Origin of the sequence: Buttiauxella agrestis ATCC 33320, from assembly GCF_000735355.1 — a bacterium.
GTDB lineage: Bacteria > Pseudomonadota > Gammaproteobacteria > Enterobacterales > Enterobacteriaceae > Buttiauxella > Buttiauxella agrestis.
Map to the genome: position 1 here is coordinate 19,989 of NZ_JMPI01000020.1, position 22,997 is coordinate 42,985.

24 protein-coding genes are annotated in these 22,997 nt (G+C 50.1%); 19 read left to right on the forward strand and 5 right to left on the reverse strand.

Annotated elements, in window-relative coordinates; all coding sequences use genetic code 11:
• Nucleotides 1-5: 5 nt before the first annotated feature.
• The gene (proC, locus tag GBAG_RS03770; protein ID WP_034493660.1) at nt 6-815 is read right to left on the reverse strand and encodes a pyrroline-5-carboxylate reductase; all 810 of its coding nucleotides are present in this window, start codon (nt 813-815) and stop codon (nt 6-8) included.
• A gap of 148 nt (nt 816-963) precedes the next feature.
• Between proC and GBAG_RS03775 the strand changes: the two genes are divergently transcribed.
• The 5 genes from GBAG_RS03775 (at nt 964) to ppnP (ending at nt 3,594) form a co-directional block, all read left to right on the forward strand.
• The gene (locus GBAG_RS03775; RefSeq protein WP_034493662.1) at nt 964-1,425 is read left to right on the forward strand and encodes a YaiI/YqxD family protein; all 462 of its coding nucleotides are present in this window, start codon (nt 964-966) and stop codon (nt 1,423-1,425) included.
• A 79-nt stretch (nt 1,426-1,504) separates the two neighbouring features.
• Nucleotides 1,505-2,029, forward strand: coding sequence for a shikimate kinase AroL (gene aroL, locus GBAG_RS03780; RefSeq protein WP_034493664.1), 525 nt, complete (start codon nt 1,505-1,507; stop codon nt 2,027-2,029).
• 44 nt (nt 2,030-2,073) lie between these two features.
• The gene (locus GBAG_RS03785) at nt 2,074-2,265 is read left to right on the forward strand and encodes a YaiA family protein (RefSeq protein ID WP_034493665.1); all 192 of its coding nucleotides are present in this window, start codon (nt 2,074-2,076) and stop codon (nt 2,263-2,265) included.
• A gap of 277 nt (nt 2,266-2,542) precedes the next feature.
• On the forward strand, nt 2,543-3,220 hold the full coding sequence (locus GBAG_RS03790; protein ID WP_034493666.1) for an AroM family protein: 678 nt from the start codon (nt 2,543-2,545) through the stop codon (nt 3,218-3,220).
• Nucleotides 3,221-3,300: 80 nt separating this feature from the next.
• On the forward strand, nt 3,301-3,594 hold the full coding sequence (gene ppnP, locus GBAG_RS03795) for a pyrimidine/purine nucleoside phosphorylase (RefSeq protein WP_034493667.1): 294 nt from the start codon (nt 3,301-3,303) through the stop codon (nt 3,592-3,594).
• 42 nt (nt 3,595-3,636) lie between these two features.
• Here the strand turns inward: ppnP and rdgC are convergent, their stop codons facing one another.
• Nucleotides 3,637-4,548, reverse strand: coding sequence for a recombination-associated protein RdgC (gene rdgC, locus GBAG_RS03800; RefSeq protein WP_034493668.1), 912 nt, complete (start codon nt 4,546-4,548; stop codon nt 3,637-3,639).
• A 125-nt stretch (nt 4,549-4,673) separates the two neighbouring features.
• On the opposite strand from rdgC, the gene mak reads away from it, so the two are divergent.
• The 7 genes from mak to GBAG_RS03830 all read left to right on the forward strand — a co-directional run bounded on the left by mak (nt 4,674) and on the right by GBAG_RS03830 (nt 9,437).
• The gene (mak, locus tag GBAG_RS03805) at nt 4,674-5,585 is read left to right on the forward strand and encodes a fructokinase (protein WP_034493669.1); all 912 of its coding nucleotides are present in this window, start codon (nt 4,674-4,676) and stop codon (nt 5,583-5,585) included.
• A 281-nt stretch (nt 5,586-5,866) separates the two neighbouring features.
• On the forward strand, nt 5,867-6,415 hold the full coding sequence (locus tag GBAG_RS23225; RefSeq protein WP_034493670.1) for a contractile injection system protein, VgrG/Pvc8 family: 549 nt from the start codon (nt 5,867-5,869) through the stop codon (nt 6,413-6,415).
• The gene (locus GBAG_RS22480) at nt 6,390-7,391 is read left to right on the forward strand and encodes a bacteriophage T4 gp5 trimerisation domain-containing protein (RefSeq protein ID WP_051873630.1); all 1,002 of its coding nucleotides are present in this window, start codon (nt 6,390-6,392) and stop codon (nt 7,389-7,391) included. Before GBAG_RS23225 ends, GBAG_RS22480 begins: the two co-directional genes overlap by 26 nt.
• A complete protein-coding gene (locus tag GBAG_RS03820) occupies nt 7,384-8,154 on the forward strand; it encodes a M35 family metalloendopeptidase (RefSeq protein ID WP_034493672.1) in 771 nt (256 codons plus the stop codon). The genes GBAG_RS22480 and GBAG_RS03820 overlap by 8 nt, the downstream gene beginning before the upstream one ends.
• 47 nt (nt 8,155-8,201) lie before the next feature.
• Nucleotides 8,202-8,477: a hypothetical protein gene (locus GBAG_RS03825; RefSeq protein WP_034493673.1), complete on the forward strand. Its 276-nt coding sequence runs from the start codon at nt 8,202-8,204 to the stop codon at nt 8,475-8,477.
• A 319-nt stretch (nt 8,478-8,796) separates the two neighbouring features.
• The gene (locus GBAG_RS22670) at nt 8,797-9,081 is read left to right on the forward strand and encodes a hypothetical protein (protein WP_156104853.1); all 285 of its coding nucleotides are present in this window, start codon (nt 8,797-8,799) and stop codon (nt 9,079-9,081) included.
• A gap of 71 nt (nt 9,082-9,152) precedes the next feature.
• A complete protein-coding gene (locus GBAG_RS03830; RefSeq protein ID WP_034493675.1) occupies nt 9,153-9,437 on the forward strand; it encodes a type VI secretion system PAAR protein in 285 nt (94 codons plus the stop codon).
• 68 nt (nt 9,438-9,505) lie between these two features.
• Here the strand turns inward: GBAG_RS03830 and sbcC are convergent, their stop codons facing one another.
• A complete protein-coding gene (gene sbcC / locus GBAG_RS03835; RefSeq protein ID WP_034493677.1) occupies nt 9,506-12,661 on the reverse strand; it encodes an exonuclease subunit SbcC in 3,156 nt (1,051 codons plus the stop codon).
• Nucleotides 12,658-13,875, reverse strand: a complete 1,218-nt coding sequence (gene sbcD, locus GBAG_RS03840; RefSeq protein WP_034493678.1) for an exonuclease subunit SbcD — start codon at nt 13,873-13,875, stop codon at nt 12,658-12,660. Before sbcD ends, sbcC begins: the two co-directional genes overlap by 4 nt.
• A 189-nt stretch (nt 13,876-14,064) precedes the next feature.
• Here sbcD and phoB point away from each other — a divergent pair, with 189 nt between their 5' ends.
• From phoB to proY, 4 genes are all read left to right on the forward strand, one after another.
• Nucleotides 14,065-14,754 (forward strand): phosphate response regulator transcription factor PhoB, encoded by a 690-nt coding sequence (phoB, locus tag GBAG_RS03845; RefSeq protein WP_034493679.1) that lies wholly within the window; start codon nt 14,065-14,067, stop codon nt 14,752-14,754.
• A gap of 22 nt (nt 14,755-14,776) precedes the next feature.
• Nucleotides 14,777-16,069 (forward strand): phosphate regulon sensor histidine kinase PhoR, encoded by a 1,293-nt coding sequence (phoR, locus tag GBAG_RS03850; protein WP_034493680.1) that lies wholly within the window; start codon nt 14,777-14,779, stop codon nt 16,067-16,069.
• 457 nt (nt 16,070-16,526) lie between these two features.
• Nucleotides 16,527-17,849, forward strand: coding sequence for a branched-chain amino acid transporter carrier protein BrnQ (brnQ, locus tag GBAG_RS03855; protein ID WP_034493681.1), 1,323 nt, complete (start codon nt 16,527-16,529; stop codon nt 17,847-17,849).
• Nucleotides 17,850-17,920: 71 nt separating this feature from the next.
• On the forward strand, nt 17,921-19,297 hold the full coding sequence (gene proY, locus GBAG_RS03860) for a proline-specific permease ProY (RefSeq protein ID WP_034493825.1): 1,377 nt from the start codon (nt 17,921-17,923) through the stop codon (nt 19,295-19,297).
• Nucleotides 19,298-19,348: 51 nt separating this feature from the next.
• On the opposite strand, the gene GBAG_RS03865 is transcribed toward proY, so the two are convergent.
• Nucleotides 19,349-19,642, reverse strand: a complete 294-nt coding sequence (locus tag GBAG_RS03865; protein ID WP_034493826.1) for a YicS family protein — start codon at nt 19,640-19,642, stop codon at nt 19,349-19,351.
• 173 nt (nt 19,643-19,815) lie between these two features.
• Between GBAG_RS03865 and malZ the strand changes: the two genes are divergently transcribed.
• The 3 genes from malZ (at nt 19,816) to GBAG_RS03880 (ending at nt 22,994) form a co-directional block, all read left to right on the forward strand.
• A complete protein-coding gene (gene malZ, locus GBAG_RS03870) occupies nt 19,816-21,633 on the forward strand; it encodes a maltodextrin glucosidase (RefSeq protein WP_034493682.1) in 1,818 nt (605 codons plus the stop codon).
• 173 nt (nt 21,634-21,806) lie between these two features.
• Entirely contained in the window at nt 21,807-22,448 is a 642-nt protein-coding gene (locus GBAG_RS03875; protein ID WP_034493684.1) for a hydrolase, read from the forward strand.
• 3 nt (nt 22,449-22,451) lie between these two features.
• Entirely contained in the window at nt 22,452-22,994 is a 543-nt protein-coding gene (locus GBAG_RS03880) for an antibiotic biosynthesis monooxygenase (RefSeq protein WP_034493685.1), read from the forward strand.
• Nucleotides 22,995-22,997 lie beyond the last annotated feature (3 nt).

Genomic DNA, 22,997 nt, shown 5'->3' on the forward strand with positions numbered 1-22,997 from the left:
AAGGATTACGATTTACCTAAATGCTCAGACTTCGCCATACACTTCACCACGGCTTCCATCACAGCAGCTCTGAACCCTTTTTCTTCCAGAACTTTTACCGCTTCAATCGTTGTTCCGCCGGGTGAGCAGACCATATCCTTCAACTCGCCCGGATGCTGGCCGGTTTCCAGAACCATTTTCGCCGAACCCATAACCGCTTGTGCCGCGAACTGATAAGCCTGCTTACGCGGCATTCCGCCCAGTACCGCAGCATCAGCCATCGCTTCAATAAACATAAACACATATGCCGGGGCGGAACCGCTCACGCCCACAACCGGGTGAATCATGGTTTCCGACACCACCTCAGCAAGACCAAAGCTGCGGAAAATATTCACCGCATCGGCAATATCTTCAGAGGTGACTAACGCGTTTGGCGTGATTGAGGTCATCCCGGCATTCACCAGGGCTGGCGTATTGGGCATGGCACGGATAATTTTACGGTCGTGTCCCAGGGCTTTTGCCAGCGAATCCAGTGTGATGCCTGCGGCAATGGAAATCACCACCGTATCTTTATTCAGGCTGGAATTGACTTCACCGAGCACTTTTAGCATCACATTGGGCTTCACCGCACCGAAAACGATATCGGCAATTTGAGCAACTTCCTGTGCACTTTGCGCGGCATTAATACCGTATTGCTCGCGCAAGGCATCGACTTTATCGGGCGATGGTGTATAGACCCAGATGTTGCCTGGAAGCACTTGCCCACTGGCTATCAGACCACCAAGAATGGCTTTTCCCATATTGCCGCAACCGATAAATCCAATTTTCTTATCCAAAGTCTCACTCCATCGTTTTGAGTTGTGTGATGAGCATAGCTTAACGTGATTTCACTGGCTTCGGCTAACCGCAGGCAAAGATAAAGTTTGCGATTCTGAAAAAGCACGGCAAGATCCCATCCATCAGCGTCGGCAATCAGGAGTCGTGATGCAAATTTGGGTGGATGCAGATGCGTGTCCAAAAGTGATAAAAGAAGTGTTGTTTCGTGCCGCTGAACGCACGCAAACCATGGTAACTCTGGTGGCAAACCAGGGAATGAAAACGCCGCCTTCGCGTTTTATTCGTAGCCTGCAAGTGGCATCGGGTTTTGATGTGGCCGATAACGAAATTGTCAGGCGCTGTGAAAAAGGCGATTTAGTGGTGACGGCGGATATTCCTTTGGCTGCCGATGTGCTGGAAAAGGGCGCGATTGCGCTCAATCCTCGCGGCGAACTTTACACTCCTGCCACCATTCGTGAACGCCTTACGATGCGTGATTTTATGGATACATTGAGAGCCAGTGGTGTGCAGACCGGCGGGCCTGACAGCCTTAATCAGCGTGACCGTCAGTTATTTGCGAACGAACTCGAAAAGTGGCTGCTTGTGGCCAGTCGCTCTAAAAGCGCTTAATACCGATGTAATTCTACACCGCGTACTAGCTTGCTGGTATGATGACACTCTTTGGCGGACTTCTAAGGATTAGCCACCGATGACTCAACCCATTTATTTAGTCGGCGCACGAGGTTGTGGCAAAACAACCGTGGGTGTTGCATTAGCGCAGGCATTGGGCTGTAACTTTGTTGATACCGACCATTACCTTTTAACGACCACCAAAATGAGCGTTGCCGATATCGTCGCACAAGAAGGGTGGGACGGTTTTCGTCGCCGTGAGTCTGGTGCGCTGCAAAGCGTTACGGCGCCAGGTACGGTTATTGCGACCGGGGGCGGCATGGTGCTGGCCGAAAGCAATCGTCAGTTTATGCGCGAGCACGGCGTGGTTATCTACCTGCGTGCACCGGCGCAAATCCTGGCCTCACGCTTAGAAGCTTTCCCGGAAGAAGGCCAGCGTCCTACGCTTACCGGTAGGCCGATTACCGATGAAATCGTCGAAGTGCTTGCGGCCCGTGAAGCGCTCTATAACCAGGCCGCACACCATGTTGTTGATGCCACGCGTTCCCCTGAAGAAATCGTCGCCGCGGTGCTGGCGGCATTGCATACGGCTCATGCCAGCTAATCATTGTCTATACTTAACGCTCATCCATAACCTAAGGAAGAGCGATGGCGAGCAATCCTCCATATCCACGGGAAGCGCGAATTGTTGCCGTTGAAAAAGGCGCAACGGACCAAACAGTGACCTGGTATCAACTTCGTGCCGACCATCCCCATCCTGACACGCTAATTAGCGAGCATGAAACAGAACAAGAAGCGCGGGATGCTAAGCGGCGTTACGAAGATCCGCAAAAAACCTAGTGTCACTGGCAAGGATGCCGCATCTTCTCCCTCTTTTGAATTAACTCAATGACCTGCGATAAATCACATCTTTCAGTTAATCCATTTGTTAAAAAATAATTATCGTGATGTTGTACTAATGTCGTTGGCGTTTCGTTGAATATTCCGGCAGATGCTCTGCAATTATGCTGCTACGCTTTGTGGTTAATTATTGAACGACCTTCAGCAGAGTATCATTCACAGGAAAGATACCAGCGCAGCAGTGAGGGGCTGATATGGGACAAGGGCGGAACGAAACATGAAACAAACATTGGCAATTATCACCATCGGCGTTGTTCCGGTCAGTGAAATCCTGCCGCTACTCACGGATCACATTTCTGCTGATCAAATCAAACTATTCAGCTTGCTTGGTAATCTTTCGCATGACGAAGTGATGGCGGAATATGCTCCGGAGGCAGGTGAAGAACCTTTACTCACTCTTTTATCCGGTAATCTTCTGATTTCTTTGGGGAAGCAGAAAGTAGAGCGTGCGTTACAGGACGTGCTTGAAGTACTGGATAACCAGGGTTTCGATGTCATTTTACTCATGAGTTCACACCGTTTTGCCAATCTAACGGTACGTAAAGGTATTTTGCTGGAGCCAGAGCGCATCATCCCGCCGCTGGTAGCCTCGATTGTCGTCGGGCATCAGGTCGGGATTATTATCCCGGTGCCTGAAATGCTTAAATTCCAGAGCCAAAAATGGCAACTTTTAGAGAGTGAACCGCTGTATGAATTGGCGAATCCGATTCATGGAACGGAACAGGATCTAATCGATGCAGGAAAGAAACTGGTAGCAGATGGTGCGGATGTACTGCTTCTGGATTGCCTGGGTTTTCATCAAAAACATCGTGATTTGCTGCAAAAATCATTGGATGTTCCGGTATTGTTATCGAACGTGCTGATTGCTCGGCTGGCGTCGGAATTGCTCGCTTAACGGCAGGCAATAATTTGCGTGACAGGCTCTTAAGTTCCCCTCTATATTGTTTTTTCAACTATTTTTAAAAGGGCCTGGTCATGCTTCAAAGTAATGAGTACTTTTCCGGTAAAGTGAAATCTATTGGGTTTACCAGCAGCAGCACTGGCCGCGCAAGTGTTGGGGTCATGGCTGAAGGTGAATATACTTTTGGCACAGCTCAACCAGAAGAAATGACAGTGGTGAGTGGGGCATTGCATGTTTTACTGCCGGGCGAAACCGAATGGAAAACGTATGCTGCGGGCACCGTGTTCCATGTTCCTGGGCACAGTGAATTCCATTTACAAGTCGCTGAACCGACTTCCTATCTTTGCCGTTATCTGGCCGACAAATAATGTATTTATTTCCCTCTTCCCATAGGGAAGAGGGAACGGATTTTAGCGCTGGGCTTCGCCGCCTAACGCTTCAACCAGGCTTTTGATCAACGCCGCTAATTCACCTGTCATCAGAATAAAATCAGCATCAAAACGTTGGCCAAAATCTTCGCGGTCGATGTCATCGTTCTGTTCACGGATAGTATCCGCAAATTTCAAACGCTTAATCGAACCGTCGTCAGCAATTAAAAACTGAATACGTTCTTGCCAGTCAAGAGCCAGTTTAGTGACCACTTTATCGGCTTCGATATGTGCGGCAATTTCGTCGCAAACCAGGTCCTGCTGCTTGCAACGAATCACACCGCCGCCTTCAAGAATGGCTTTCAGCTCGGCTTCATCCATTAGCGCAAAGCCGGGAGGTACGTCGCCTGAGCGAACCCATTCGGTCAGTGTCAGCTCAATTGGGTTTTCGAGCGCAAGCGGCACCACTGGCAACGAACCAAGACTTTTACGCAGCAACGCCAGAGTATCTTCTGCTTTCTTGGCACTGGCACAATCCACCATGATTAAACCGTTTACGGTATCAATCCACATCATGGTTTGATTGAAACGACTAAAAGCGCGTGGCAGCAAAGAATGCAGCACTTCATCTTTCAGGGAATCTTTCTCGGTTTTTTTCAGCTTACGAGCTTGTTCGGCTTCAAGGCGGCTGATCTTCGCTTCCAGTTCTTGTTTAATCACCGGAGCCGGGAGAATTTTTTCTTCTTTACGGGCGCAAATCACAATCTGCCCGTTGGCAACATGGGTTAATGCATCGCTGTGCGAACCCATCGGCGACACCCAGCCGGTCTTGGCCATATCCTGGCTACCGCAAGGGGTGAAAGTAAACGCGGCCAACTGTTTTTCCATGTCATCCGCTGAAAGCGTGATGTCACGGCTTAAACGGTAAACCATTAAATTTTTGAACCACACCATGATTATTTCCCGGACTGTCAGTTAAACGCAGCGGGCATGATAACGAATCGGGCGCTGTGTTTCATTGCCTTTACGGGGCTGCACTTCTATTCTATTGATAACAATAATTAAATGAGGGCATCGCCGTGCGTATTGGTATCGACTTAGGTGGAACAAAAACAGAAGTTATCGCTCTGGCCAACGACGGGAAACAACTTTTCCGCCATCGCTTGCCAACGCCGAAAAACGATTACCAGCAGACTATCGGCACGATTGTTGAGCTGGTGCGCCTGGCAGAAGAGGCCACTGGTGAGACTGGAACCGTAGGTATCGGTATACCCGGTTCGATCTCGCCTTATACCCGCGTGGTCAAAAATGCCAACTCAACCTGGCTTAACGGCCAACCTTTCGATAAAGATCTGTGTGATGCTCTGCAGCGTGAAGTTCGTCTTGCTAATGATGCTAACTGTCTGGCGGTTTCTGAAGCAACCGACGGGGCTGCAGCCGGTGCGGCAATGGTTTTCGCGGTGATCATCGGTACAGGCTGTGGATCGGGCATCGCCATTAACGGGCGTAGCCTGATTGGCGGCAACGGTACGGCGGGTGAGTGGGGCCATAACCCTTTACCATGGATGGATGAAGACGAATTGCGTTTTCGCGAGGAAGTGCCTTGCTACTGCGGCAAACAAGGCTGTATCGAAACCTTTATTTCCGGCACGGGCTTCGGTACAGATTACCTTCGTTTGAGTGGTCATGCCCTTAAGGGTAATGAGATCATGCATTTAGTCGAGCAACAGGATCCGGTTGCAGAACTGGCGATCGCTCGCTACGAAATGCGCCTGGCAAAATCACTGGCCCACATTGTCAATATTATTGATCCCGATGTGATCGTGCTCGGCGGCGGTATGAGTAACAACGAACGTTTGTACAAAACAGTGCCGCAGCTAGTGAAGCCGTGGGTCTTTGGCGGTGAATGCGAAACCCCGATTCGCAAAGCGGTTCATGGCGACTCCAGCGGCGTACGCGGTGCGGCGTGGTTGTGGCCGCTGGAGAAGTAAAAGCTGGTGGATGACGCTGCGTTAATCCGTCCTGTGAGATCTCATACTTAGGTCGGATTAGCGTTAGCGACATCCGGCAAAAAATAATCTATTGAACGCCTGAACCATTTGTAGGTTTCCCTATTTTCTTTTATGTGACACCTGTCACAGTCATCTCGCTCTTCCAATCTTATCTTTCACGTCCATTATATTGTTGATTTTATTATATTTATCAGGGTTATGATTCAGTTTCGACTATGTGCTCTGGTCAATAACTCCACGGACAGGAAAGGACTTCCATCATGGCCTCAGACGGCGCCCGCTTTACCTTCACCGCCGGGCGTACACCTGCGGACACCTTTGCGGTGGTGAACTTTACGCTAAAGCAGTCCCTCTCCTCCCTGTTCAGCCTGGAGATCACCGTCGCCTGCAATGACCCGGCGATTGGCTTTAAAGCTATTCTCGATGAATTCGCGCTGCTCACCATCTGGCAGGGCGATGTGATCAAGCGCCGGGTGCGCGGTATCGTCACCTTCTGCGAACAGGGTGACAGCGGTAAACACCAGACGCTCTACCGCATGACGGTACGACCCGAGTTCTGGCGCAGTTCACAACGGCAGAACTGCCGCAGCTTTCAGAACTACGACATCCAGTATATTTTTGCCAAACTGCTCAAAGAAATGCGTATCCGCACGCATGACGCGCTGTTCCGCCGCCCGCATCCGGCACGCGAATTCTGTGTGCAGTTTATGGAGTCGGATTACGATTTCATCGCCCGACGCCGCCAACCGTGCACCGGGCGACCTGCCGGGGACGAAAACCCAGATGGCGATACGCTCGCAGACGTATAAGGGTAATGGATACAACGAACTGATGTTCGAGGACCAGACCGGCCAGGAATTGCTGTCGATGCATGCCCAGAAGGACATGAAAACGGTGGTGCTGAATAACCGCGACACCAATGTGAAAGTCGACCATACAGAAACCATCGGCAATAACCAGCAGGTCACGGTCGGGCTGGGGCAGACGGTGAAAATCGGCAAGGAGAGCGTCGCCGGGCACGACCAGACAATCACCGTAGCGCACGACCGCAGCATCACCGTGCGCAATGACCAGACGCTGAAAGTCACCCGCGACCGGACGGTAAACAGCGGGCGCGATGACAATCTGTACGTGGAGCGCGACCGTAAAGTCACGGTAAAAGGCAGCCAGCAGCACAGCACGACAAAAGACCATATCAGCCTGGTGAAGGGCAGTCACAGCCTGGAAGTGAAAGGTGACCAGGCGCAGAAAGTGGCGGGTGCGCTGGGTGTGGATGCGCAGGGTGACATCGTGTTGCAGAGCAACAGCAAAATCACGCTGAAAATGGGCAGCTCATTCATTGTCATTCATCCCGGCGGCGTGGATATCACCGGGCTGAAAATCAATCTTAACGGTGGGGGAAGTCCGGGGACAGCGGTGAAGACCCTGGAGGCGGCGGTACTGAGCCGTCTGGGCGATGAGGATGATTCGGCAGATGAGTCGCCGGAGGATAGTGACGAAGGTGGTGGTGGAGATTCCGGTGGCGATGGCTCAGGTGAGCAGGATGAGCCAAAAGATGAGGATGAACCTGATGAATATAAGATCTTGTTTAACTTTAAAGATACCGATGGTTCTCCTTATATCGACATAAAATATATTGCTTATTTCGCTGATGGAGCACAGAAGGAAGGAGTAACAGATAAAGAGGGTAATACGGAATTATTTATACAAGATGATGACAACGAGATAGAAATTAAACTGTTTAGTCCTGACTTTGATACATTTTGGGGAGATGAAAATGAGTAATACAACAAAAGGAAAACCATCAAAGAAAACAACAATCATTAATCAATGTAAAATTAATGATTTCAATGCAATGATGAAAGAGGCTGGCGAAGCCATGGATAGAGTGCTGGCGCGAAGGAAAAAAGATCTTGAAAACTGGGGTAATGACGAGCAAGAGGAATTTTACGCTATATTTGGCTCCAAAGGTGCACGATTGGTTCATGTAAACATGCCGATAAAAGGAGTCGAAAATATTGTTGAAATAAAAGCATTAGATGTTATGAAAGATTGCATCAGAAGGCTTTGCGAGATTAAGAAAAAATTAACAACCGATAGTTATATCAATTTAATCTATGATCCTGATAACCCTGAGGCTCCAACCAATTCTAAAATCCCCCGAGACCCCAATCTTCCGGATACATTTTGTGCTTATGTAAATCCAGAACAACAAGATAACTACAAAGTAAATATAGGGATAAATTTTACTGGGAGAATAAATGCTAAAAATATGAGGGCTTGTGGAGAGGTAATGGGAGAGAGTTCTCGTGTATCTACACTGTGCCATGAAATAAGTCATTTTAAGAAGAAATTTGTCGATTCTTCCTTAGGAGGAATGGGTACAGTTGATTACGATGTTGATGGTCACAGAAGGGAGCCAACAGAAGAGGATAAGTGGACCCTTATAGAGCACCAGTCCGGGGCGATGAAACTTATAGATAAGGGAAGCGAGAATGTTTTTGATAATTCTTATAACATTGAAAAATATTTTGAAATAATAGTATAACCCTTTGATAGTTTGACAACCAAACACGATCATATAAGGACAAGGGAATGTTACATATCGTTAAAAATAAATCATTAAGTCTTCCGCTTATAGGGGTATTTTTTTTATTATCATTTCAGTTGGTTGCCGGTGATTTAACAGTTATGAAATATGGGTATGGTAAGCGAGGGTTCAATGGTACAGACTATGAAAAGGCGGAGGTTCATTTTCTGAACGAAAAATATGATGAATATACTGTTTTTGATTTTAAAAAATATATAAAAACACAAAATTTAATGCCGATATTGGCCTTTCGATTGAACAAAAGAACAATGATGTTTTAGCAACGGTTACCATTAAAAATCTCGGTACTAAAACTTTTTATATTCGGAAAATAGAATTCCCTTTGTATTTATCATCTGAGAAACCTAACAAACACGGTGTAGCTAAATCCATGTCATGTGGCTCAGGTTTTTTCGTAACTACCAGCAATATATTACTGGATTATTTAGGTTCAATGTGTGATTACGGTGGTAATTTTGATAAGGAAGACTGGGCTGAATTTCAACCAGGAGAGACCTTTTCATATACAGTAATGCTCAATGATAGTTTTGAATTTTTTCACGATAAAAAAATTATGAGATTGGAACTGCAGAATATAATTTGGTTAATGATGAATGGTTTGTAGAACGCGATATATACAACTATTTGTTTACAATAATTGATATGGAAATATATGACTGTTATTTAACTGGTGAGACTATTTATGCTTACAAATATAGTAGGCTATGTGGAGGGTATCAATACAAAGAAGAGGGAATGAAAAATATTTTTTATATGGTCAATTTTGACGGCATAAATAATGATAATGAAATTAACATAATGTCTAATCAGGTTAGTGTGGAAATTGATGGAAGAAAAATCAAGTCTCTGTTTGATGAAGACTGATTTGATAGAGTTAATATATTTCTATATTAATATTTTGATGTGAAACCATTAAACAATCCCGGAGATAGAATATGCCCTTCGCCGCAAAACTCAATGACAAAGGCTCCCAACATGATGGCTACCGCGAAACTGTCATCACAGCGGGTTCACCAACCGTATCCATTGACGGGTTACCGGCAGCCCGAATGGGCGATCCACTGACACCCCATGACAAACCTGAACATCCGCTTCACCCGCGTAAAATAGCGTGTGGTTCAGGCACCGTATTTATTGATGGTCTTCCCGCAGCGAGAGCCGGTGATGCTATTGATTGTGGTGGCGTTGTTATTGGTGGTAGTACGGTTAATATTGGCTGAGCATCAGGCGGTGCTATCAGAATACGGCTTCTTAGATGGAAGCCGTCCATTCCAGAAAGTTAGAGGGATCACCCGACCGCAAACTCTTTCGCCAGCCGACTTACGCCTAATCCGTTAATCTTCTTCACCTTAATCTGTACCGGAATACGCTCTTTCATCGCTTCGACGTGGCTAATAACACCGATGGTTTTACCGCTGGCATTAAGCGTGTCGAGCGCATCCAGCGCGGTATCCAGCGTTTCTGCATCCAGTGTGCCAAAACCTTCATCAAGGAATAGCGAGTCGATTCGTGTTTTATGGCTGACCAGGTCAGAAAGTGCCAGCGCGAGTGCAAGACTGACCAGGAAACTCTCTCCGCCAGAAAGCGTGCGAGTGTCGCGCACCGCATCGGCCTGCCAGGTATCGACCACCTGCAACTCCAGCGCTTCGCTGTCTTTGCGTTGCAGCAAATAGCGCCCGTGTAAACGGTTGAGCTGGTTGTTTGCCAGCCACACTAAGTTATCGAGCGTCAGTCCCTGGGCAAATTTACGGAATTTGTCACCTTCCTTCGAACCAATCAGCGCATTGAGATAGCCCCAGTCTTCAACTTGCTGCTGGCACTCAACAATAGCCTGCATCAACCCTTGCTGGCGCTGGCGGTTTTCTGCGTCATGGCGGAGCTGTTGCTGAATTTGCCCCTGCTGTGTCGTGTTGTCGCGCAGCTGCTGATTGCATTGCGTCAGTTGGTCTTGCAGGGCATTAAGCTCGACATCGGCAACCAGCGTTTCCGGGCGTGCAGATTTGTGTTCTGCCAATGCTTTTTCAACCTGCCCGAAGAGCACGGTCTGCTGCTGAAGTTGTTGCTCAAGCTGTTGTTTTTTAAGTTCGAGTCTTTGGCATTCGGCTTCATTCAGCAACGCCGCCTGGAATGTTTGCACATCGGCAAACGGGCTGGCGGCGAGTGCTGCGAGGAATTGCTCGCTTGCCTGAGCAACGCGCGTTTCTTCTTGCTTGTGTTGCTGTTGCAGCGTCCGCCACTGGCTTTCCAGCGCAATACAATTACTGTGCAGGCTATGCCAGTTCTGTAATGCCTCATTCTGTTCGTTTTCCGATAGCGGCGCAGGCGAAGTACCATCGTCTATAAATGTACTGAGCACGTTTTCCAGCAACGTCAGTTGCTGTTGCACGCGGGGAAGCTGTTCATTGCGCTGTTGCCACTGTTGTAATTCCTGCTGACGCTCCGCCAGCCAGTTATTCTCTTCGCCAGGCGTCGGGTATTGCAGCCCAGCGTTATTAAGCGCGGTAGTGATTGCTTCGCGCTGTATAGCAATTTCAGCGACGAGTTTAGCGTGTTGAGCACGTGTCTGAGCAAGCTGCTCCTCCAGCACAATGCGCTGGCTTAAGTGATGTAACTGTTGTTCGCGCTGTTCTTCACTTTCCAGCCACTGCTGGAGGTCGTCTTCTGGCGCGAGAGTCAGTTGCAGATTTGCGCACAGTTGTTGCCAGCGTAAGCGCAATCCGTTTTCTTCTTCATTCAGCGCAGTGATAGCCGCCAGCAGGTTTTCGCGCTGTTTACGCTGTGTATCAAGCTGGCCTTTCATCGCAAAGCCTGCTTCCGCAAGAATGGCAACTTCACGTTTAAGTTCGGCTAGCCGCTGCTGATTTTCTCCGGGCTGAATCGCCTGATAATCAGAGACCGCCGGATGTTGCGTCGAGCCGCACAGAGGGCAAGGTTGATGAGGCTGTAAACGAGCGCGCTCGGCTTCAAGGCTGACGATACGCAGTTCAAGCTCACACACTTTCTCGAGATCACTCTCATGCTGGCGGCGTTCTTTATATTGCTGGCGCTTTAAAACCAGCTCCGCATCACCCTCGGAAATTTGTTTTTCGAGGGCGGCAATCTCTTGTTGTTGCTGCGATTTGCGTTTGAGAAGCGATGAAAATTGAGGCTGTAATGTGGCGAGCTGCTGGCGCTGCGGACGTGCAGCCATCGTTGCTTGTAAGTAGGCACTTACTTCATCAGCACTGATAGACATTTCAGCGACTGGCAGAAGTTCGAGTTTCTTCTGGCTTGAATCGATATTACGCTGCAATTCCTGTAGTTTTTCAGCCTCACGCTGCTGCTGACCAAACCCCATGCGCCAGCCCGCCAGCTCAGTCCCCCATTGGCGGTATCGGTCGTGAGATTTCAGCCATTCCTGGAGTTGCGTGCTTTCCTGCGTGAGTTTAGCAGCCATGCTTGCGGCAGCCTGCCGTGTCTGCTGGCGTCGTACTGTCGCCTGATGTAAGCGAGCATTCACTTCTTCACACTGAGCATGTGTGTTTTGCAACGTTGCCTGCAACTCCTGCAAACGTTGCCAGTCAGGGCGCAGTTTTTCTGCCGGTTGTGCGCGAGTCAGTTTATCTAATTCTGGGGCGGCAGCTTCTATTGCCCGGTTCGCCGCATTCAACGATTGTTCTGCCTGCGCATGTTTTTGCGTGAACTGCGTCAGTTGGCCTAGCCATTGCTGATGCTGCTGGAGTTTCATTTGTTCTGCGAGTAGCGCTTTTTCTTCAGCGCTCAAGGTCTGCAAACTCTCAGAAAGCCGCTGGTGCTGCTCTTCACTTAACAATGCCACGCCAGCGGCCTGCGCTTGCAGGTTCTCAAGCTGGCTGCGCACATTTTTATGATTCTCGAACACCGCCGCAGAAACGGTGCCGTAAATTTCAGTTCCGGTCAGCTCTTCGAGCAAAGAGGCGCGGTCATTGGCATTGGCATTTAAGAACGCAGCAAACTGGCCCTGGGATAGCATCATTGAGCGGGTGAAACGGTCGTAATCCAGACCGGTGAGTTTGGCCGTAACCTCAAGTTTGTCTTTCACTTTATCGGCAATAATCCTGCCACTTGCCATTTCTGCAAGCTCGACACGCGGGGCTTGTAGATTGCCGTTGGCCGCATTGCGCGCCCGGTTCTGGCTCCAGAATGCACGATAGGCAACCCCTTTTACTTCAAATTCCACTTCCGCCAGGCATTCGGCGGTGTCGCGCGTCATGAGATCATTTTGCGATTGCGTGACGGTATTGAGGCGCGGTGTCTGGTGGTAAAGCGCGAGACAAATCGCATCGAGCAGCGTGGTTTTCCCGGCTCCTGTTGGCCCGGTTATGGCAAACAAACCGTTGCTGGCGAACGGTTCGCGGGTGAAATCGACTTTCCATTCCCCTTTCAGGGAGTTGAGATTTTTTAGGCGCAGGCTAAGGATTTTCATGCTTCTTCCTCCACGTCATGCAGGCTCGCCACCGTTTGGGCAAATAGCGTTCGCAAACGTTGTGCGCGTTCTTCGGAGGTGTCTTCCTGAACCAGGCGGCGCTCAAAAACCTCTTCAACCGTCAGTTCACTCAGCGTTTCTTTATGTTGCTGGGCGATAACGCGCTCGCGCTGTTCGCGGCTGCGGCGCAGCAACACCACTTCGACGGGGAGCGTTTCGGTTAATTGCTGAATATGGCGTTGCATATCATGCAGATATTCTTCGGTAGCGATTTCAATATCCAGCCAAACTTTGGGTTCTGCTGGTGCATCGCGCCACTGCGCGAGTTGCTGCTCGATTTCACTCAGAGAACCTTTGATGACTGCTAAAGGCTGGCTGACAGGCACCGTTAGCGGAGTCACTTCATGAAGCACGCCTTCGGCAAACTCAACCAGATAAACACTTTTGTTCTTGCCCGTTTCGTCAAAACTTAACGGGATGGGCGAGCCGCTATAGCGAATATGTTCAGTGCCACCAATGAGTTGGGCGCGATGGATATGGCCGAGTGCGATGTAGTCGGCAGCCGGGAAATGCTGCGCCGGGAAAGCATCCAGTGTGCCGATGTAAATATCGCGCACCGCATCGCTTTTGGTTACGCCCACGGTGGTTAAATGGCCGGTAGCGATAATCGGCAGCTTCGCATCAGCGCGTAATTCGCAGGCGGCGGTGTAACACTGTTGGTAATGTTCGCTGATGGCTTCCATCAACGAACGCTGCTTTTCGTGGCCGGAAAGTCCCGCCTGGCTGTTTTGAATATCCCGGGGGCGCAGGAACGGAATCGGACAAAGAATGGCACCCGGTTCGCCCGATTTAGTGTTGAGTACGATAGCTTGCTGGCTGGCATCATGCCGCGCACTGGCGATGACATAAGTATTCAGGCACGCCATTAATTCACGAGATTCATTCAGCGTGGCAACGGAATCGTGGTTTCCCGCCAGCACCACAAGGGAGCAGCCCGTTTGCTGCAGTTGCACCACAAAACGGTTATACAATTCGCGCGCGTAACTCGGCGGCGAGCCGGTATCAAAAATATCGCCTGCGACAATTATCGCATCCACATCATGCTCGACTGCGGCTTGCAGCAACCATTCAAGAAACGCCTGGTGCTCTGGCCCACGGCTTTTGGTATAAAAATTTTGACCAAGATGCCAGTCTGATGTGTGAATAATGCGCATTGGTTGTCCCTTGGCATAAAAAAGCGTGGCGGGATTATAAAGCGGATGAGCAAGAACGACACAATTGAGTGTCATAATTCATTGTGATGAGTCGCCAGGCATTTATGTTTTTCATAAATCTGTCATAAATCTGACGCATAATGGCACCGCATTGAAACAACAATAATTATTCCTTGAGCAGGGCGAATCATGGCGAAGCGTATTTTAGTCGTAGAAGATGAAGCTCCAATCCGTGAAATGGTGAGCTTTGTGCTCGAACAAAACGGTTTTCATCCTGTAGAAGCGGAAGATTATGACAGTGCAGTGAATCTGCTTATCGAACCCTTTCCGGATTTAATTTTACTGGACTGGATGTTACCGGGTGGTTCAGGTATTCAATTCATTAAGCATCTGAAACGTGAAGCATTAACACGTGAAATCCCTGTCATGATGCTGACGGCGCGTGGCGAAGAAGAAGACCGCGTGCGAGGGCTTGAAGTTGGAGCCGATGACTATATTACCAAACCGTTTTCCCCGAAGGAGCTGGTGGCACGCATTAAAGCTGTGATGCGCCGCATCTCTCCGATGGCGGTGGAAGAGGTGATTGAGATGCACGGACTGAGCCTTGATCCGTCATCGCACCGCGTCATGACTGGTGAGAACCCGTTGGATATGGGGCCAACAGAATTTAAATTATTACACTTCTTTATGACACACCCGGAACGGGTGTATAGCCGTGAGCAACTGCTTAATCATGTATGGGGCACCAATGTTTATGTCGAAGACCGAACGGTGGACGTACATATTCGGCGGTTACGCAAAGCGCTTGAACATAGTGGACATGACAGAATGGTACAAACAGTACGCGGTACGGGTTATCGGTTCTCAACCCGCTTTTAATTCCTTGTCAGGAGAATGACGCGTGCTGGAAAGGTTGTCATGGAAAAGGCTGGTGATGGAGCTGGTGCTCTGTTGCATACCCGCCGCCATCTTAGGTCTTATTTTCGGCCATTTACCGTGGTTTTTATTACTGGCAGTCACCGGACTGCTGGTTTGGCATTTCTGGAATTTACTGCGTTTATCGTGGTGGCTGTGGGTGGATCGCAGTATGACGCCGCCGCCAGGGCGCGGGAGTTGGGATCCCCTGTTGTACGGTCTTCATCAGATGCAGCTGCGCAACAAAAAGCGCCGCAAAGAGTTAGGCAATCTGATTAAGCGTTTTCGTAGCGGAGCCGAATCTCTGCCCGATGCGGTGGTTCTGACCACGGAAGAAGGGACGATTTTTTGGTGTAACGGTCTGGCGCAACAATTGCTGGGGTTACGCTGGCCGGACGATAACGGGCAGAACATCCTTAACTTATTGCGCTACCCGGAATTTACTCGCTATCTGTCGCAAAAAGAGTTTTCACGACCGTTAACTTTGGTACTCAATACGGGCCGCCATCTGGAGTTCCGTGTGATGCCCTACAGCGATGAGCAGTGGCTGCTGGTGGCGCGAGATGTGACTCAGATGCACCAGCTTGAAGGGGCGCGACGTAATTTCTTTGCTAACGTCAGCCACGAACTGCGAACGCCGCTCACGGTGCTGCAAGGTTATCTGGAGATGATGCAGGACCAGACGCTTGAAGGACCGCTGCGTGAGAAAGCATTAGGCACGATGCGCGAGCAAACTTCGCGCATGGAAGGGTTGGTTAAGCAGCTTCTGACGCTTTCAAAAATAGAAGCCGCTCCGGCCATGGTGCTCAATGAAAAGATTGATGTGCCGCTGATGCTGCGTGTTGTAGAACGTGAGGCGCAAACTCTCAGCCATGAACGGCAGACGATACAATTTGATATCGACCCCACGCTCAAAGTCTTTGGCAATGACGAGCAACTCAGGAGTGCGATTTCCAATCTTGTTTATAACTCGGTCAACCATACGCCAGAAGGCACGCATATTACGGTGAGCTGGAAACGCGTGGCGGGTGGGGCAAGTTTTAGCGTGACTGATAATGGTCCGGGGATTTCAGCAGAACACCTTCCGCGCCTGACGGAGCGTTTTTACCGCGTCGACAAAGCGCGTTCGCGTCAGACGGGCGGCAGCGGGCTTGGGCTGGCGATAGTCAAACACGCTTTAAGTCACCATGACGCACGCCTGAATATTGAAAGCCAACCGGGCAAAGGTTCGACGTTTTCCTTTGTTTTGCCCGAGCGGTTAATCGTTAGCGAGAAATAGACTGATAATCAGTTTTCGTCGCCTGGATAAGCGAAGCGTCATCCGACATTAGCGCAATAAGTGTCAAAATAACTTTCCACAGGCCAGTTTTCTGGCCTGTGTTTTTTTTGCCCACATGTTAATAAAAAATCCTCGATTGTTTATAATTTAACCACACAAAAGACCATAATCTTTTCTTATGATTAATCAGATTCACTAAATATGTTGTTAATTAAAGGATATCAATCTGGTTTCTGGATCCGTTCTTGCCTTCAAACGCTATAAGCGTTTTAATTGCCGCCCTGTGATTGGCAGACCGACTGGATATGAGTGGTAATTCAAACAACTATTCTTCTCCACCGATCCCGGAAAGGATTTTCCGCTGTCGAGTCTACTGATTGCCGCTTTTATGCCGAGTTAACAGGTATAAAAATTTGAATACTTTCAACACCACACATCCACAGGCTGCAAATATTTTATGACCCATCATTTGAAATCTCGAGACATCCTCGCACTGGGCTTTATGACCTTTGCGCTGTTTGTCGGCGCAGGCAATATCATTTTCCCTCCTATGGTGGGGCTACAAGCGGGTGAACACGTTTGGATTGCATCACTTGGCTTCCTGGTAACGGCTGTAGGTCTGCCGGTACTAACTATTGTCGCCATCGCTCGTGTCGGTGGGGGCATTGATAGCCTCAGCTCACCAATTGGCCGCCGTGCTGGTGTGTTGTTAGCCACTATCTGCTATCTGGCTGTTGGGCCGCTGTTTGCCACGCCGCGTACTGCTACCGTTTCTTTTGAAGTGGGAATTGCCCCGTTGGTCGGCACCGGTGAGTTACCGCTGTTTATCTACAGCCTGGTTTACTTTGCGATTGTGATCGGCGTTTCGCTGTATCCGGGCAAACTTTTAGACACCGTTGGCCATGTGCTGGCCCCGGTAAAAATTGTCGCGCTGCTGGCGTTGGCTGCGGGCGCAATGCTGTGGCCTGCGGGCGGTATCAGCACGGCGACTGAAGCGTATCAGAATGCTGCGTTCTCAAACGGCTTCGTGAATGGTTATCTCACCATGGATACCCTGGCATCGCTGGTGTTCGGCATAGTGATTGTCAACGCCGCGCGTTCGCGTGGGGTGACTGAATCCCGCCTGCTGACGCGCTATACCATTTGGGCTGGCTTGATTGCCGGTGTTGGCTTAACGCTGATTTATCTGGCTCTGTTCCGCCTGGGTTCTGACAGCGCAACATTGGTTGCCGATCAAAACGCGAACGGTGCCGCAATTCTGCATGCGTATGTGGCTCATACCTTCGGTGGCGCAGGTAGCTTCTTCCTGGCAGCCTTGATTTTCCTGGCTTGCATGGTCACGGCAATTGGCCTGACATGTGCGTGTGCTGAATTCTTCAGCCAGTATTTGCCGCTGTCTTATCGCTCGCTGGTATTTATCCTGGGCCTGTTCTCAATGGTGGTTTCCAACCTGGGTTTAAGCCATCTGATTCAGGTTTCAATTCCAGTGCTGACGGCAATTTACCCGCCGTGTATCGCGTTGGTGGTGTTGAGCTTTACCCGTCCGTGGTGGCATAACTCAACCCGCGTGATTGCTCCAGCAATGCTCATCAGCACCTTGTTTGGTATTCTTGATGGGATTAAATCATCGGCAATCAGTGATATTTTGCCCGCGTGGACCGCACGTTTGCCGCTAGCCGATCAGGGGCTGGCATGGTTAGCGCCAACGGTGATTATGGTGGTTCTCGCCATCATTTGGGACCGCGCCGCAGGGCGACAGGTGGCTTCAACCGCCCACTAAAATTTTTGATTTTCTTTAACCACGGGGCTTTGCTCCGTGGTTTTTTTATTGTTAAGCAGGGTGTGGAATCAATGGAAAACGCTAATAAACTCAAGCGCGGCTTGAGTACCCGGCACATACGCTTTATGGCGTTGGGTTCGGCAATTGGCACCGGGCTGTTTTATGGCTCGGCAGACGCTATCAAAATGGCTGGTCCTAGTGTGTTGCTGGCTTACATCATCGGTGGTGTGGCGGCATATATTATTATGCGCGCGCTGGGCGAGATGTCGGTTCATAACCCATCAGCGAGTTCTTTCTCTCGCTATGCGCAAGATAACCTCGGCCCGCTGGCAGGCTATATCACCGGCTGGACCTACTGTTTCGAAATCCTGATTGTGGCAATTGCGGATGTCACCGCGTTTGGTATCTACATGGGGCTGTGGTTCCCGGCGGTGCCGCATTGGGTCTGGGTGTTGAGCGTGGTGTTAATCATTTGCGCCATCAACCTGATGAGCGTGAAGGTGTTCGGCGAGCTTGAATTCTGGTTCTCGTTCTTCAAAGTTGCCACCATCATCATCATGATTGCTGCCGGTATTGGCATCATCGTGTGGGGGATTGGCAACGGCGGTCAGGCGACAGGGATCCACAATCTGTGGACCAACGGCGGCTTCTTCAGCAATGGCTGGATAGGCATGATTATGTCGTTGCAGATGGTGATGTTTGCCTATGGCGGCATTGAAATCATCGGTATTACGGCTGGCGAAGCGAAAGATCCGCAAAAATCTATCCCGCGCGCTATCAACTCCGTACCACTGCGTATCCTGGTGTTCTACGTGGGTACGCTGTTTGTCATCATGTCCATTTACCCGTGGAACCTGGTGGGAACAGAAGGTAGCCCGTTTGTGCTGACTTTCCAGCATATGGGGATTAACGCTGCGGCAGGTATTCTGAACTTCGTAGTGATTACCGCGTCCCTTTCAGCGATTAACAGCGACGTGTTTGGTGTGGGGCGTATGTTGCACGGCATGGCGGAGCAGGGCAGTGCACCGAAAGTGTTCGCTAAAACTTCACGTCATGGCATCCCTTGGGTGACGGTATTAGTAATGTGCTTTGCGCTGTTATTGGCAGTGGTACTGAACTATCTGATTCCAGAAAACGTCTTCCTGGTGATTGCATCGCTGGCAACTTTTGCCACGGTATGGGTATGGATAATGATTCTGCTGTCGCAAATCGCTTTCCGTCGCAAGCTTTCACCAGAAGAAACCAAAGCGCTGAAATTCCCGGTTCCGGGTGGGATTGCAACCACCATCGTTGGCCTGATCTTCCTGGTGTTTATCATTGGGTTAATTGGCTGGCATCCAGACACTCGCATCTCACTATATGTGGGCTGCGTATGGATTGTGATGCTGCTGGTGGGCTGGATGTTTAAACGCCGCCAGATATTGGCCGCGAGCGAAAGCAACAGCTGAGTTTAAGCACCGATTAACGGTGGATGGCGTAAAACGTCATCCGCCGTATCACTACATCTCCGGGCACTCGACCTTACTTATCGCATCCCAGTAGTTTTTCTCGTTATTGCGTTCCAGAGCAATCCTCGCATCACGGATATACCGCTTATTATCTTCGTTGGAGAGGATTTTGTTCCCCCACGCTTCATCCGACATTTTCTTTTGTGGATGGCAGGTCTTTTTTAAGTCAACCGTAATCTGTTGTTTATACTTGCCAAATTCCAGACCTTCGTACGGCGAGCTGGCGAGTGTATTGGCCGAGTAAATGACGAAAAGAAACAGGGTGAGGTTGCGGGCGATAGACATTTCAATTTCCTCAGGCAGTGAGAATGTTCTCACTATAGGTAGCGCTAACTTATTAAGCAAACGGCTTAATTTCTCCACCCCCGTATTCCTCCCCCAATAAAAATAGCAATGATGAGTGATCCCCAGCTACGCTGTGGCAAGGTGGCGCAAATTAATTATCTGGGGACACGATTATGTTGAATGCCTGGCACCTCCCGGTGCCCCCTTTCATACAAACACGTAAAGATAAGCTGCACATCACGTTATGGGTTTCCGGCACCGACTTACCGCAGCGAGTCGTTTTGCGCTATGAAAAAGATAACGAAGAAACCTCGCTTCAAATGACTCGTCAGAAAGCGGCTCCTGAAAGTGGGGTGGTCGCCTGGCGTGGTGTGATTGATTTATCCGAAGGCCAGCCGCGTCGCCGCTACAGCTTTAAGCTGCTGTGGCTGGATAAACAGCGCTGGTTTACGCCGCAAGGTTTGAGTTCTATTCCTCCAGCGCGCCTCGAGCAATTTGCGGTCGATCTTCCGGATGATGGCCCGCAATGGGTGCAGGATCAGGTTTTCTATCAGATTTTCCCCGATCGTTTCGCCCGCAGCGAGCAACGCACGCCGGAGCAGGATCAGGTTTATTATCACCACGCCGCCAAACGCGACATTATCTTGCGTGACTGGGATGAACCGTTGATCGCGGACGCGGGTGGATCAACGTTCTATGGCGGCGATCTGGACGGTATCAGCGAAAACCTGCCGTATCTCAAGATGCTGGGCATCACCGCGCTGTATCTCAATCCGATCTTTACCGCGCCGAGCGTCCATAAATACGATACGCAGGATTACCGCCACGTTGATGTCCAGTTTGGTGGCGATCACGCGTACCTGCGGCTACGGAAAAATACGCAGCGTTACGGTATGCGTCTGATGCTCGACGGTGTATTCAACCATAGCGGCGACACTCATCAATGGTTTGATCGCCAGCAAACGCATAGCACTGGGGCCAGCCACAATCCACAATCACCCTGGCGGGATTTTTACAGCTATAACCAAGACGGGCGCGCGCTCGACTGGCTCGGCTATTCCAGTTTGCCCAAGCTCGATTACCAGTCAGCTTCGCTGGTTGACGAGATTTACCAGGGCGAAGACAGTATCGTGCGCCACTGGTTGCGGGAACCATGGGGCATCGACGGTTGGCGGCTTGATGTGGTGCACATGCTCGGCGAAGCGGGTGGTGCGAAGAATAATCTGCTGCATGTCAGCGGTATCACCAAAGCGGCAAAAGAAACCCATCCAGAAGCGTATATTTTGGGCGAGCACTTTGGCGATGCGCGTCAGTGGTTGCAGACCGATGCCGAAGATGCGGCGATGAACTATCGTGGTTTTACTTTCCCTATCTGGGGATTCCTTGCGAACACGGATATTTCCTACGATCCGCAACATATCAACGCCGAAACCTGCATGACGTGGATGGATGAGTATCGCGCCGGGCTTTCTCACCAGCAGCAACTGCGGATGTTTAACCAGCTCGATAGCCATGATACCGCGCGTTTCAAGTCGATCCTTGGCAAAGATGCTGCGCGCTTGCCGTTGGCCGTGGTGTGGCTGTATTGCTGGCCAGGCGTGCCGTGCGTTTATTATGGCGATGAAGTGGGCCTGGATGGCAACAACGATCCCTTCTGTCGTAAGCCTTTCCCGTGGAACCCGGATCATCAGGATCTGGATTTGCTCGCACTTTACCAACGTCTTGGAAAGCTACGCCACAAAAGTCGCGCTTTGCGCCACGGTGGTTGCCAGGTCATTTATGCTCAGGGTGATGTGGTGGTATTTGTTCGTGTCTATCAGGGCGAGCGGGTACTGGTGGCAATCAACCGGGGTGAAGAAACGGCGGTTAACTTGCCGTGGGAGCCATTGCTAAACAACAAAGCCTGGACTCAGCTTGAAGGTGAAGCGAGTTTTGAAAATCATCAACTTTCGTTGCCTGAAGTTTCTGTTTCGGTGTGGCGTTGCCAGTGATTCTGTAACCGGTTTCCCTTTTGCCATGCGCAGGGGGAAACCGGTGCTATTCTTATTCTTCGTCCCCCTGCTTAAGACCCGATTAAGTTAGACATTTCCAGATCTCATGCCAATTGGGAGGCAGCACTGCGTGCTTTCTCCTTAATTATTCTGATGAAATTTAAGGAAACCTGATGTCTATACGTGAACTTCTCGACCCAACTAACTCCACACTGATCTTTATCGATCACCAACCGCAAATGTCGTTTGGTGTTGCTAATATCGATCGCCAGACCTTGAAAAACAACACGGTAGCGCTCGCCAAAGCCGGCAAGATTTTCAACGTTCCCACTATTTTCACCTCGGTTGAAACCAAGAGCTTTAGCGGCTATATCTGGCCTGAACTGCTGGCGGTACATCCTGAAATTACGCCTATCGAACGTACTTCCATGAACTCATGGGAGGACGCCGCTTTTGTCGCGGCGGTGAAAGCGACCGGGCGCAAAAAACTGGTGATTTCTGCACTATGGACAGAAGTGTGCCTCACTTTCCCGGCATTAATGGCGCTGGAGGAAGGATTTGAGGTTTACGTCGTTACGGATACTTCGGGCGGGACTTCTGTTGATGCGCACGAGCGCTCGATTGACCGTATGGTGCAGGCCGGCGCTGTGCCCGTCACCTGGCAGCAAGTGCTGCTCGAATATCAACGTGATTGGGCACGCCGCGATACCTACGATGCGGTGATGGACCTGGTGCGTGAGCACAGCGGCGCATATGGCATGGGGGTTGATTACGCCTACACCATGGTTCATGGCGCACCGGAACGGAAAGCCTGACAGATGGCTGACAACAACACGGTCACGCTGGTAATTACTCACGCCCTGATACCGGGGCAGTCTACGCGTTACGAAGAGTGGCTCGCGAAAATCATGCCTGCGGCGGCGCGCTATCCTGGGCATCTTGGCGTACATGTTATTCGCCCAACCACAGGAAATGATATTTACAACATCGTTATCCGCTTCGACACCCTGGAAAATCTCACCGCCTGGACGAAATCGGCGGAGCGGGAAGCGCTCGTCGATGAGATCAAACCGATCCTGAGCCAGGACGATCATCTGGAAGTACGCACCGAAAACGTTTTTTGGTTTACCCCGGAAACGCCGACCGTAAAACGTCCGGCAAAGTGGAAGCAATTCCTGATAACGCTGGCGGTGATCTTCCCCAGCACCAATGTTGTCCCGCGAATCACCGCTGTGATTTTTCCGTCCTGGCATGGCTCGCTTTTGTTGCACCTCATTAACGATGCGCTGGTTGTCGCGCTGGTGGTCTGGCTTTGGATGCCAGGTATGACGCGGCTGTTTGCGGGCTGGTTGAAAAAATAACGT